Source organism: Cupriavidus sp. HMR-1 (assembly GCF_000319775.1).
GTDB classification, from domain to species: domain Bacteria; phylum Pseudomonadota; class Gammaproteobacteria; order Burkholderiales; family Burkholderiaceae; genus Cupriavidus; species Cupriavidus metallidurans.
Genome location: NZ_ANKP01000058.1, coordinates 1 through 14,607, shown reverse-complemented (window position 1 = coordinate 14,607; position 14,607 = coordinate 1). Strand labels below are relative to the sequence as shown.

Annotated in this window: 5 protein-coding genes; all 5 read left to right on the top strand. The window is 65.9% G+C overall.

Annotated features, from left to right (window positions below; translation table 11 throughout):
- The first annotated feature begins 335 nt into the window (after positions 1 to 335).
- Complete coding sequence (locus D769_RS32640; RefSeq protein ID WP_346773380.1) at positions 336 to 9,665, top strand: VCBS domain-containing protein; 9,330 nt, start codon at positions 336 to 338, stop codon at positions 9,663 to 9,665.
- Entirely contained in the window at positions 9,652 to 11,172 is a 1,521-nt protein-coding gene (locus tag D769_RS08950; protein ID WP_035880927.1) for a TolC family protein, read from the top strand. Before D769_RS32640 ends, D769_RS08950 begins: the two co-directional genes overlap by 14 nt.
- Positions 11,169 to 11,981 carry an efflux RND transporter periplasmic adaptor subunit gene (locus D769_RS08945; protein ID WP_008644184.1) on the top strand — a complete coding sequence of 271 codons (813 nt, stop codon included), beginning with the start codon at positions 11,169 to 11,171 and terminating at the stop codon, positions 11,979 to 11,981. Before D769_RS08950 ends, D769_RS08945 begins: the two co-directional genes overlap by 4 nt.
- A 5-nt stretch (positions 11,982 to 11,986) precedes the next feature.
- Positions 11,987 to 13,336, top strand: coding sequence for an HlyD family efflux transporter periplasmic adaptor subunit (locus D769_RS08940; protein ID WP_008644183.1), 1,350 nt, complete (start codon positions 11,987 to 11,989; stop codon positions 13,334 to 13,336).
- 1 nt (position 13,337) lies between these two features.
- On the top strand, positions 13,338 to 14,607 hold a 1,270-nt coding region (locus D769_RS08935; protein WP_008644182.1), incomplete at its 3' end, for a site-2 protease family protein.

Below are 14,607 nucleotides of genomic sequence, written 5' to 3'. Positions count from 1 at the left end.
CGATCCTGGACCCGATCAGCGGCGCCAGCAAGACGATCACCGTGGGAGCGCCCCATGTATCGGCCGACTGGCAGCCGCTCGATCCGCGCGATGTGCCGCCCCAGCCGCCTCCCTTTCTGGTCGTGACTGACGACGGCGATCCCGTCACCTTCACGGCCAAGTCGATTACGTTGCACAAGTCGGCCGCATTGGCCAACGACACTGGCGTGGCCGGCGTCTCGCCCGGAGACACGCTGCAGTTTCGCTATGACATTGCCGTATCCGACTACTTTTCTTTCGGTCAGACCCTGCTGCACAACGGCCAGCTAACCGTCACCGACCAACTCGGCGACGGCATGACCTTCAGTGGCACGCCAACGATCAGCTTCCGCCAGGACGGCGTCACCTATACCGTGCCCCTGGTCTACACCATCGGCGCCAAGGGACCCGGTGGAACGACCATCACCTTCGACCTTGCCACGTCGATCCGCAACGCGGGGCTTCCACTGGCCGTGCTGGCCGGGGATATCTCCAGCAATGGCACGCTGCAGTCGGGCACCATTGCCACGGTCACCTACAACGCAGTGATCGACGAGGCCTACCAGACCACCTATCCGCAGAGCGAGATCAACGAGGGCGACAGCCTTGGCAACAACGCCCTGATCACCGGCACGGTGGTGATCGGACCATTCAACCTCGGCGGCACCGACACCGACGACTCGCAAACCACGGTCACCATTCCTACCAGCCAGGTCGACGTTGCGGTCACGCAGATCAACGGCACCGCGCCGCCGGCCAGCTACGAGCTGCATCCGGGCGATACCGTGACGTTCCGGCTCAGCTATGACCTCGTGACTGGCGACTACGAGAACTTCAAGCTTTCGGCATTCCTGCCGCTGCCGCTGTTCGACGCCGCCATCGCCTGGAGCAACGGCACCGGCATCAATCAGTGGAGCTACGGCAGCGGCGACACCCACCCGGGTAGCGTGCTGAGCGTAAGCGGTGGCGCGGGAAATTCCGTCGTTTTCAACTTCGGCAACTTCATCCTGAGCGGCAGCGCGGCCGGGCAGAACCGCATCGAGCTGGTTTTCACCATGCGCGTGAGCGACCAGCCGTTCGCCGACCAGCGTTCGATCAGCGTGGTGGGGCAATCGAGCCAGACCACCACGATCAACCAGCAGGTGCTGGTCAGTACGGATGTCGAAGAAGTGCATTCGGTGGCCGAACCGGTGCTCAGCATCAAGCACGGGGTCGTTTCAAGCACCCATGGCACCGTTACCGGCACCACCGGCACCTGGGCAGCCGCTGGCAGCGCTGGCGCGGCCTTCACACAACCCGTGACCGATATCGACGCAGTGGAAGGCACCGTCACCGGCATTGACGCCGGCGACGTGGTCCGTCTGGCCACGGCGATAGAGAATACCGGCGGTGGCGGCGCCTACGATGTCGTCACCACGCTGACGCTGCCGCCCAACCTGACATTCCTGAACGGCAGCCTCGCGGCAGCAAACCTGCGCATCAGCCGCGGCGACGGCACGCTGCTGCAGGCTGGCGTCGATTACTCGGTATCGGGCAATACCATCACCTTCCTCGATGCCGGCAACCAGGCCACGTTCCTGTCCGGCCGCCCTGGCAGCGCCAATGACGTCGCCGGCACGAACATGGTGATCATCACCTATGACACCGTGGTAGCCCAGTCGGTGCTGGCCGGACAAAATCTGCAGACGGTAGCCGCGTTGACCAACTACGCCAGTATCAATGGCGGGACCGATTTCACCCCTACCGATCTGACCGACACCGCGGACGAACTGGCCGCATTGCCGGTGGTTACGAAGGTTTTCGCTGGTGGCGGCAGCACACCGGCGGAAAGCGATTCCAGCGCCAGCCACACCACCGGCGCCAATCTGGTGATCGGCGAAAGCATGCTGTACGACATCGTGGTGACGCTGCCGGAGGGCTCGACGCAGAACCTGCGCCTGACCGATATCGTGCCCGACGGCCTGACGCTCGACACCAGTTTCGGCAACGGCGGCTATCAGCTCATCGTCACGCGGGCCGGCAGTGGCGCGCTCGCCGCCGACTTTGCCGGATCGGTCAACGTGGCGAGCATCAGCCCCGCAGGTGGGGCGGCCGGCGCGGACGGCACCGACATGCAACTGACGTTCAGCGCCAGCTCGGCCGATGGCGACAATAACACTGCCAACAACAGCTTCGTCATCCGCGTGCGGCTGGTGGCCAGCAACGTGATCAGCAACCAGGCCGGACGGCAGCTCGCCAATAACGCCGCCATCACGTTCACCGATCCGGACGGCGACGTGCCCAATGGCACCACTGGCGTGGATCGCGGAATCGCGCTCACCGGCACGCAGCCCACGGTAACGATTGTCGAGCCGACGCTGACTGTCAGGCAGGACGTCACTTCCACTGGCACGATCGCCGGTGTGGACCGCGGCGACCAGATGACCTACACCATCACGTTGAGAAACGGCACATCGTCCAGCGACGTCAACGCCTACGACGTGTGGTTCGTCGATAACCTGCCCGAAGAACTCATCAATGTGCAGATCACCGGGGTCACGCTGTCGGGCGGCGCGACGATCTCCGGGCCCGGCGACTTCGTGATCGTCAATGGCGTGCTGCAAAGCGCGCCAGGCACCAAGCTCGACATTCCGCGCGGCGGCGCCGTCGCCATCCAGTTCACCGGCACGCTGAGCATTCTCACGGGCCTGTCCGGTACGGTGGACAACCAGGTCAATGTCACGTGGACCAGCCTGGACGGCGCCAACACCGGCGAGCGCACCGGCACCGATGGCGTGCTCAACAGCGGCGTCCTCAACGACTATCAGATCAACAACGTCAATGCCACGCGCGTGGCAGCCGGCTCGTCCATCAGCCACGTCGGTGGCGACCCCGATACCCCGCTCGGCCCGACCGTGGTCGATCAGGAAGACGTGGCCGTGGGAGAGATCATTCACTACCGGGTGGCGTTCGTGGTACCGGAAGGCGTCGTGCTGGACGGCTCGGTACAGATCTACCTGCCCGAAGGGCTGACCTTTCTCAACGACGGTTCCGCCGCCATCAGCTTTATCTCCGACCCGAACAGCAGCGGCACGCCCGGCCTGACGACAACGCTGGGCAATCTGGCCGTCGGCGGCACCCTCTATCTCAATGGCGGCGTCACCAGCTCGGGCCAGACCTTGCTGCAGGCGGATCTCGGTGGCCAGCTACGGGCCCAGGGCATCGTCAACACGTCGCTGATCGACACCTCGAACGGGCGTGTAATCGTCCTGCCAGTGGGTTCGCTCGTGAACCTGAACCAGGACCCCGACTTCGAGGGCTTCTACTTCGAATTCAACGTACGCGTGGATAACACCGCGAACGTGACCGCCGGCGCGCTGCTTCCTGTGCACGCAGACTTCCTGAGTGAAGGCCAACTGCGCACCAGCACCGCCCAAGTGGTCGAGCGCGTGGTTGAGCCGCGTATCGTCGATCTGGACAAGTCCGTCGTGGCGTTCGATCCCGGCGTTGGCAGCGCATTCGGCCAGGCCACCTACAGCGTCAGTTTCAGCAACTCCGGCACGACTGCCGCGCACGACGTGGTACTGACCGACAGCCTGCCGCCCGGCGGCCAGGCGCTCACGGTGCAGAGCGTCGTCGTGAATGGTGTGACATACAGTCCCGGCGGCCTGCCTCCAGGATTCACGCTGACCAACACCGGCACCCAGGTCACGCTGAACATCGACTACATGCCTCAGGGTGGCAAGGTTTCGCTGATCTACTCGGCGAGCCTGCCGAACAACACACTTCTGGCCGATACGGCGGCTACCGTCACCTATACCAGCCTGTCGAACGCCTTCACCACGTTCGGCGGCTCGAACGTCGGGCCGGCAGGCAGCGCCACCGGAGAGCGCACCGGCAGTCTGGTGGGCCCCAACAACTACCAGGACAGCGATGCAGCCGGCGTGAGCTATGTATCGGGCACGCTCTGGAACGATACGGATTCCGCCACGGGCAGCTCGGTGCCAGACGGCCCGTCCATTGCGGGGCAAACCGTCACGCTCACCTGGGGCGGCGCGGACAACAACCTCGACACCACGGCCGACAACCAGACCTGGACCACGACCACCGACGCCAACGGCTTCTACAGTTTCGGCGTGCTGGGGCGCGGTGTATTCCGGATCGACGCGCCACCGACCATCGTGCTGGCGACGCCCACCGGCACCGTGAATGCCCGCATCGACAGCGATCCCTCCAGCCCGCTCGCGCGCGTGCAGTTCTCGGGCGGCGACAGTGGCGCGGCGGTGGCCGGCAACGTCGGTTACGTGGAGCGCAACGACCCGCCGGTCAACATCCTGCCCACTTCGCCGTCGACCCTCGAAGATAACGCGCTGCCTATCGTGGGCCTTGCGGTCAGCGACCCCGACGCCGGCAACGGCATCATCCGGGTCACCCTGAGCGTGCTGCACGGCACACTGACGCTCACCCCCGGGGCCACAACGGTCGTCGCTGGCGCGCTGGGCACGGCCACGTTCACGCTGGAGGGCAGCCAGACCGATATCAGCGCGGCACTCGCCACGCTGCTCTACACGCCCTCGCTGAACTACAACGGCAACGAAACGCTGACCATCCGCACCGACGACCTTGGGCAGCGCGGCGATGCCAATGGAGACGGCATCCCGTTCGATCCGGTGCTGGACAACCTCACCGCCATCAATACCCTGACCATTACGGTCATTCCGGTGAATGACCCACCGGAGGCCAAGCCAGATGTCGCATTTGCCACCGAGGCCGGCGGCACCGCCAACGGCACGCCAGGCGTCAACCCGTCCGGCAACGTGCTCACCAACGACATCGACGTGGACATTGCCACGAATGGCGATGTGCTGAAGGTCGAGCGCATCGCCTTCGGCGCAAACAGTTCGGCGGTAACGAGTACGGCATCGACCGTGATTGCCGGTCTCTTCGGCACGCTGCGCATCGGCGCGAACGGCGCTTTCCAGTACGTGGTGGACAACAACAACGCCACGGTGCAGGCGCTGCGGCTGCCGACCGACACGCTGACCGAGGTCTTCACCTACACCATCAGCGACCTTGCCGGTGTCCAGAGCTCCACTACGCTGACCGTGACCATCCGTGGCGCCAATGATGCGCCGGTGGCCGGCGACGATACCGGCGACGCCACCGAGGCCGGTGGCGCGGCCAATGGCACGCCCGGTTCCGACGCCAGCGGCAACGTGTTGATCAACGATGGCGATATCGATACCGGAGACAGCCTCACGGTCACCCGGGTGCGCACCGGCACCGAAGCGGCGGGCGGCCCGGCTTCCGTAGTTCCCCCGGGCACCACGTCCGCGAACGGCGGGCTGCCCATCGCCGGCCTGTACGGCACCCTGGTGATTGGCGCCGATGGCAGCTACGTCTATCGCATCGACAACAACAACGCCGCGGTGCAGGCGCTGAATGTGGGCGACACGCTGCAAGAAGTGTTCACATACGCGGTGACCGATGCGGGCGGCCTGAACGACACCGCCGCACTGACCATCACGATCCACGGCGCGAACGACAATCCCGTGGCGGTCGACAACGAGGCCCAGGGCTACACCGCGCGCCAGCCGACGGCCAGCAACCCGGCGGGCGGCACACCGATCAACCCGGCTGGCAATGTCATCACCGACGAGCACGACCCCGCATCCATTGGTCAGGTGGATAGCGACGTCGACGATCCCGTCTCCAGCCTGGTGGTAAGCCAGATCCGCCCGGCTGGCGGCAGCGACACCCCGGTGAGCGCCGGTGGCATAACACTGCTCGCCACTTACGGCACGCTGGTGATCCACGCCGACGGCAGCTACACGTACCTGATCGACAACACCAATCCCGCGCTGATCGCCCTCGGCCCCAACGACACGGTGACCGACAGCTTCGTCTACACACTGCTGGACCCGCACGGGGGAACGTCGACCGCCAACCTGAACATCACCATTCACGGTGTCAACGACGCGCCGGTGGCACAGGACGTCACGGCCACTGCGAAGGAAGCCGGTGGTGTCAACAACACCACGCCCGGCACCAAGGCAACCGGCGACGCCACGCTCAACGACATCGATCCGGATGGCGACGCGATCTCGGTAATCAAGATCGCATTCGGCAGCACTACGCTGGATATTCCCGTCGGTGGTTCGATCGACATCGCCGGCGCCTACGGCACGCTGAACATCAACGACCATGGCGTTTTCACCTACACGGTCAATGACAGCCTGACCGCTGTCCAGGCACTGCGGCGCAGCACCGATGTGCTGATCGACACGTTCACGTACACGGACTGCGACGGCACCCTGACCGCCCAGGCCCAGATCCGGATTCGCATCACCGGGCAGAACGACAATCCGATCGGCGTCGACGATACCGCGGTCGCACGCGAAGCGGGTGGTATCGACAACAACACACCCGGCGTCAATCCCTCCGACAACGTGCTGACCAACGACACCGACGTTGATCAGTATGGCGAAACCAAGACCGTGGCCGGCGCGCGCGCCGGTGACAAGAGCGCAGGTGCCGTGGCCGATAGCGGCACGAACTTCATGCTGGTGACAGGTCAGTACGGCACCCTGCTGATACGCGCCGACGGCACCTACGTCTACCTGGTGGATAACAGCAATCCAACCGTCGACGCATTGAACGCCGGCCAGTCGATCCAGGATGTCTTTACCTACAAGGTGCGGGATGCCGCTGGCGCGACCGATCTGGCGCAGCTCACCATCACCATCAACGGCGCCAACGACGCACCCGTTGCGGCCAGCCAGCGCGCCGATGCCATCGAGGCCGGTGGCACGCTGAACGGTACGCCGGGCGTGGACCCCGGCGGCAACCTGCTGCTGGGCCTGTACGATCCCGATACCGGCGACACCGCCGCAGTCACCGCGTTCCGCACTGGCGCCGTCAACGACAACGGCGGCACGGTGGGCACGCTCGGCACCTACCTGCAAGGGCGTTATGGCGTCTTGCTGGTGAATGCCGACGGCACCTACCAGTACGTGGTGGACAACAACAACCCGGTCGTGGAACGGCTGCGCACCAACTTCGATACGCTGACCGACGTCTTCACCTTCACGGTCACGGATGCCGGTGGTCTGAGCAACGCCGCCGAGTTGCACGTCACCATCCACGGGCGCGATGACGCGCCGGTCGCCAAGCCCGACACGGGTGAGGCGATCGAAGCAGGCGGCACGTTCAACGGCACGCCCGGCAAGCCAGCCACGGGCAACGTGCTGATCAACGACACCGATGTGGACGCGGGCGACACCAAGGCCGTCAGCGCCTTCCAGACTGCGGCAGGTGCCGGGGGTACCGTGGGCGCCAGCCTGACCGGGCTGTATGGCTCGCTCACGCTGTCGGCCAATGGCGACTATGTCTACAACATCAACGATGCGCTGACCGCCGTGCAGGCCCTGAAACCGGGCGACACGCTGACCGAAACGTTCACCTACACCGTACGCGATACCGCCGGGCTGACCAGTACCGCCACGCTGACGATCACCATCCTGGGGCGATACGACGCACCCGTTGCCGTTGACGATGCCGCGGACGCCACCCCTGCCACCTCCGATACCCCACCGGTGGACGCCACGGGCAACGTGGTGACCAACGACAAGGATGTGGACGCCAACGATACCCGGACCGTCACCGGCATCCGGTCAGGCGCCGAAAGCACCGGCGCGACGCTGCAGGACATGTCGGGCAAGGTGCGCATCAACGGTCTCTACGGCTGGCTCGACATTGATCCGACCGGGCAGTTCCAGTACCACGCCGACGAAACCAACACCATCGTGGCGGCACTGGCGCCGGGACAAACGCTGGTGGAGCGATTTACCTACCGCCTGGCGGACGGCGGCGGCCTGACCGACACCGCCGAACTGGCCATCACGATCCACGGCATCAATGACCGGCCGGTCGCCTCCGACGTGATCACGCTGGCGCGCGAGGCAGGCGGCGTGGCCAATGGCACGGTGGGACGCGACCCGAGCGGCGTCGCCACCTTCAACGACGTCGACCCGGAAGGCGGTCCCCTGACCATCGTCGCCCTGCGTACCGGGGCCGAGAACGGCACCGGGACCAGTGGCATCGTGGGCGTCCCGCTGCGCGGGCAGTACGGCACCCTGGTGATGGGTGCGGACGGCCGCTTTACCTATACCGTCGACAACAACCTGCCCGAAGTCCAGGCACTGCGCATGTTGCTCGACGGGCTGGTGGACACCTTCACCTATACGGTCAGCGACGACCACGGCGCCACGGATCAGGCCACGCTGCGTGTATTGATCCTTGGCCAGAACGACAACCCGGTGGCGCATGACGATGCCGGCAACGCCATCGAAGCCGGTGGCCGGCACAACGCCACCCCGGGCACGGATGCCACGGGCAATGTGCTCGACAACGACACCGATGTCGACCAGTATGGCGAGACCAAGGCCGTCACCTCCATCAATGGCCCGCTTGGCGCCGGCGCGGTGGCGGGTACTACGGCGGGCCGCTACGGCACGCTGACGGTACAGGCCGATGGCAGCTACCGGTACGTGATCGATAACGACAACGCCGCGGTGCAGGCGTTGCGCACATCGGACGAAACGCTGACGGAGACCTTCGTCTACGTGGTGGCCGACCGCGCGGGCGCCACGGCCACGGCAACGCTGACCATCACGATTCACGGCCAGAACGACGCGCCTGTGGCGCGCGACGACAGCAACAACGTCGACAATATCCACGGGCAGCCAATCACCAGTGGCAACGTGCTGCCGAACGATTCCGACGTCGACGCCGGCGACCAACTCACCGTGGTTGGCATCCGACCCGGCGCGAAGGACGCGGGCGGTGCATCGACGTCGCCCGGCACGCGCATTGCCGGCAGCTACGGCTACCTGCAGCTCAACGCCGACGGCAGTTATACCTACGAGATCGACCTGACCAATCCGGCCGTGCAGGCCGCGGCCGGGCGCGGCAGCATCCTCAAGGACATCTTCACCTACACGATCGCCGACCGCGCGGGCGCGATAGATTCTGCGCAACTGGTCATCTCGCTCAATATCGACGCGCCGTACGTGCCGCCGCCAGGCCCCGGCGACCACGAGTACTTCCTGCACGACGAATGGCACCGGGACCGTTTCGGCACCACCCTCGGCGTCGATCCAGTGGTGTACGTCACGCCCGAGGTGCAGCGCATCTTCCCCGTTCATCAGCGCAACGACAGCCTGCTGCGCGGCGAGAACCTGGACATGGTGACGCCGCCGCATATCCAGTCGCCCTCGCTGGCGGCAGGTCTCGGAATGACGTCGGGAGAGTTCCTGCGGCCCGCGTTGCTGCAACTCGAAGCCATTGTGCAGTTCGAAGCGGAACGCACCGCCGGGCGGCACGGCATCGTGTCGCTGTCCGCCGACGGGCTGCTGCGCGACCCGTCGGTCTTCGCGCTCAAGGGCATCGAGGCCCGCCCCGAGAAGGCGGCCCCGTCGGACGGCAAGCATGACAAGCGCGGCAAGTCCGCGAAGCCGCACCCGGGCCGCCATGCCTCGCCACACACGGAACCTGCGCGCCCCGCAGCCTCCTTCACCGATCAAATCCGCCAACTGGCGTCGCGGCCCAGCACGGTGGCCGCCCTGTCCCACGCCAACAACAGCACCAACGAAGATGCGAAAAAGTAGCCCGCCCCTAGCCATCGCACTTGCTGCCACGCTGCTGACCACCGCGTGCTCCACGGCGCCGAGCGTGCCTCAGCCCTACTCGAAAGAGGAAGTGCGCCAGCGCGTGGAGGAAGACCGGCGCGGTATGTACAGCGACCAGGAACCTGTCACCCGCCCGATCACCTTCTACGAGGCCGCCGCGCGCGCGCTCAAGTACAACCTCGACTACCGCCTCAAGCTGATGGAAAGCACGTTGTCGCGGCAGCTTGTGGACGTGACCAAGCACGACATGCTGCCCAAGCTGGTGGCATCCGCTGGCTACACGCATCGGTCGAACGACTCTGGCGGCGTCTCGGTGGGGATCCAGGATGGCCAGATCAGCCTGCGGCCTTCCACCTCAGAACAGCGCTACCACCGCCTGGCCGATCTCGACCTGACGTGGAGCACGCTGGATTTCCTGGTGGCCTACGAACGCACCCAGCAAAAGGCCGATCAGGTGCTGATGGCCGAGGAGCGCCGTCGCAAGGTCGTGCAGAACGTGCTGCAGGATGTCCGTAATGCCTACTGGCGCGCGCTTGGCGCGCAACGCCTGATCGGCCAGGTCGACGCATTGCTGAACAAGGTCCGCCAGGGTCTGAAGGCCGCGCAGGAAGCGGACGAAAAGGGCCTGCTGCCGCGCCAACAGGCCCTGGCCTATCAGCGCGCGCTGCTCGATGCCGTCAGCCTGCTGTCGGCACGGCGCCAGGACCTGGAACTGGCGCGTGCGGAACTGGCCGCGCTGATGTCGCTGCCGCCAGATCAGCCTTTCACGCTTGCCGACGAGGCCGAGCAGCGCATGCCGAACGATCGGTTCGACGTCGCCGGGTTGGAACAGATGGCGCTCGAAAGCCGGCCGGAGATCATGGAAGAGTGGTACCGCAAGCGCGTCACCGACAACGACATCAAGATCGCCAAGGCCGAACTTTGGCCCAGCCTGTCCGTCGACCTGGGCGGCCACTACGACTCCAACGCCTACCTCTACAACAACGCGTGGTCCGCTATCGGCCTGCGCCTGTCGTACAACATCTTCAACCTGCTCAAGATCCCCGTGCTTAACGAGGCGCAGGACAGCCAGAACAAGGTGGGCGACCTGCGCCGCATGTCGCTGTCCATGGCCGTGCTCACGCAGGTGCGCGTGGCGCTGCAACGCTATCACCTGGCACTCGAGCAGCTTGATTTCGCCGAAGAAAGCCTGCAGGTTGACAGCCGCCTGCGCAGATTCGCCGAGGCAAGCGCCCAGGTATCGGCCGACTCGAAACTCGAGTTCATCCGCGCCGATGCGCGCATGCTGCTGGCGCAGTACCAGCGCTACGCCGCCTACTCGGAGGCGCAGGCCGCCTGGGGACGTCTCTACAACTCGGTTGGCCTCGACGTGATGCCGGATGCGATAGCCAGCCATGACGTCCCGACCCTCGCATCGGAGATCGAACAGACCATGCAGGGCTGGCAACAGAAGCTCTACCCAAGCGCCGTCGACAGCAAATCATGAGCAACGCATCATCTCGCTTTTCGTTCCGTCTTTCCGGTCTTTCCGGCCTTGCTGGTCTCGCCAGTCTCAGCGTTGTCTCGGCCGCCCTGTTCCCCGGCGTGGCAGTCGGCGCCAACGATCCGTCGCCGCCCAGCCGGGCCGTCGATCCCGGCGCCATTCGGGTGCTGCTCAGCGCGGACCCCGAAACAACGATGGCCGCCACGATGAACGGCACGGTCCAGAGCCTGGGCGTCACCCTCGGTCAGACCATTACCAAAGGACGGCCGCTGGTGCAGATGGACTGCGCGGAGCCACGCGCGCGGCTGGGCATGGCCGATGCCGAGCTGGCCGGCGCGCGCGAAACGCTCACGGCCAAGTCAGCGCTGCGCAAGCTCGACGCGGTGGGCGACATGGAGCTCAACCTCGCCAAGTCGGCCGCCGACCGGGCCTCCGCCGCTGTAGCACTGGCGCGCACACAGGTGGCCTACTGCACGGTAGCCGCGCCGTTCTCGGGCCGGGTGGCCCGCGTCTATGTGCGTCCGCATGAAAGCGTCAACGCTGGCGCGCCGCTGCTCGACCTGGTCAGCGATGGACCGCTCAAGTTGCGCCTGAACGTGCCATCGCGGATGCTGCGCGACCTGCGCATTGGCAGCCAGTTCAACGTCAACGTCACCGAGACGGGCAAAAGCTACACGGCCAAGGTGTCGGCCATCAACGCCAGGGTGGATGCCGTGGCCCAGTCGATCGAGATCGAAGGTCGCCTGACGGCGCCAGCGTCGGAGCTGCTGCCTGGCATGAGCGGCGTGGCCCAGTTCCAGCAGACGAAGTAACGCCCATGCAGATGCCGACGCAAAGCGATGTCGTGCTGTTGCTGCAGCTTGCCGAGCTGGAAAGCCTGGCACGGCAGGCGGACAGCGTGCAACAGCTCAGCTTCCACATTGCCAACGACGCCCATCCGCTGCTGCGCTATCGCCAGGCGCTGGTATTCGATGTCAGGCCGCCAGCGTGGCACCTGCTCAATATCTCGGGGCTGGTGTCGATCGACGAGCAGTCCCCTTACGTGGTGTGGCTCGGGCATGCGCGCAAGTGGCTACGCGAGCGGCTGGAGTCCGGCGAGCCGCAGTGGATCACGCAGGCGGATGCCGTTCTGGCCAGCGATGTCGTGCGTGGCGGCTGGGAGGAATGGTGGCCGAATGGCGCATGGGCGCTGCCACTGCGCAGCCGCGCGGGACAGGTACAGGGCTGGGTGCTGTTCCTGCTCGACGAAGTGCCCGGCGCGGGCGCTGGCATCGCCATGTCGCGGCTCACGCAGGCCTGGGGCTATCACTGGGAGATGCTGGCTCGCCGCGAGCGCGATGTCTCCTGGCTGTGGGGCAGCCGGACGCGTCGTATTGCAATCGCGGCCGCGGTGCTGATTCTGCTGATGCCGGTGCGGCAAAGCGCGCTGGCACCAGCCGAAGTGACGTCGCTGGACCTGCAGATGGTGAGCGCGCCCATCGAAGGCGTGGTCAAGGAAGTGCATGTGCGGCCCAACCAGACGGTCAAGGCCGGCCAGCCGCTCTTTTCGCTCGACGACACCACGCTCAGCCATCGCCTGGAGGTGGCCTCGCAGGCCGTGGCGGTGGCCGACGCGGAACTGCTGGCAGCGCGTCAGAACGCTTTCCGCAGCGACGACAGCAAGGCGCAGCTGACCACCTTGCAGAGCCGTGCCGAAGAACGCCGGGCCGAGCTGGAATCGATCCGTTCGCAGTTGCAGCGCCAAACCGTCGTGGCGCCGCGCGACGGTGTCGCGGTGTTCGCCGATATCAACGACTGGCTCGGCAAGCCGGTGGTGACCGGCGAGCGCATCATGCAACTGGCCAATCCGGATCGGCCGGCCATGCTGATCCACCTGCCGGTGGCCGATGCGCTCACGCTCGACGTGGGCGCGCCGGTCAGCCTGTTCCTCACGGTGCGCCCGCTGCAACCGCTCTCCGGCAAGCTGATCGAAACCAGTTACCAGGCAGCGCTCACGCCCGACGGCGTGCCGAGCTATCGGCTGCGTGCCGATATCGAGAACGGCGATCCGCAACACGCCCGCATCGGCCTGAAGGGAACCGCGCGCATCAAGGGCGGTTGGTCGGTACTGGCTTACGAGATCCTGCGCCGGCCGCTGGCAACCTTGCGCGCGTGGACGGGCATCTGACATGCAGGCCAGCCCCGACGAACTGCCGCTGCCGCTGCTGCGTGAGGACTTGCGCCTGTTCCCCGGCGCCCCGCATACCGACGGCAGCCCGGCGTGGATTATCGAAGACCCCGTACGCAACCGCCATTTCCGGATCGGCTGGCTCGAGTTCGAATGCCTGCAGCGCTGGCACATGACGCCGCGCGTCATCGCGGAGCAGGTGCGCGCCAGCACGCCGCTCGAAGCGCAAAGCGAGCAGGTGCTCGGCTTTGCCGCATTCCTCCAGGGCAATGCGCTGCTGCGGCCATCGCCCGGACGCAGCCAGGAGATGGCCACCACCCGCCAGCCACGCGAATGGCTGAGCTGGCGCTGGTGGCTGCACCACTACCTGTTTTTCCGCATACCGCTGCTGCGCCCGACCTACCGCATCCAGTCGCTGTACCGGCATCTGCAGTGGCTGTTCCAGCCAGCCACGGCATGGATCGTACTGGGGCTCACATTGCTGGGGGTCGTGCTGACCTTGCGGCAATGGGACACCTTCCGGCATACGCTGTTCGAATCGATCTCGCTGGAAGGCGCGGTGGGCTTCGCGTGCGCCGTGGTCGTTGCCAAGACGCTGCATGAGCTCGGTCATGCACTGGTCGCGACCCACTTCGGCGTCAGGGTGGGACACATGGGCGTGGCGTTTCTCGTGATGTGGCCCATGCTCTATACGGACACCAGCGAGTCCTGGCGGCTGACCAACGCGCGGCAGCGGCTGGCCATTGCCAGCGCGGGCATCGTCACCGAACTGATCATCGGCGGTCTGGCCACGCTGGGCTGGGCGCTGCTGGCACCCGGTCCATTGCGCCAGGCGTGCTTCTACCTGGCCACCACCAGCTGGGTGCTGTCACTGGCGCTCAATGCCAGCCCGTTCATGCGTTTCGATGGCTATTTCATCCTGTCCGATCTGCTCGACCTGCCGAACCTGCACGAGCGGGCGGGCGCTCTGGCGCGCACGGCGCTGCGGCGTCTGCTGCTGGGCTGGCCAGACCCGTGGCCAGAGCCGCTGCCCGCGACGCTTCGCAACCGGCTGATCGCCTTTGCCTGGGTCACGTGGTGCTACCGGCTGACCGTATTCCTCGGCATCGCACTGGTGGTCTATCACCTCTTCTTCAAGGCGTTGGGCGTTGCACTCTTTCTGGTCGAAATCGTGTTCTTTATCGCGCTGCCGTGCTGGCGGGAGCTCCGCGTGTGGTTCCGGCGGCGGGCGGAGACCACGCGCCCGCGCCGCCGGCTGCTATGGGGCGCGC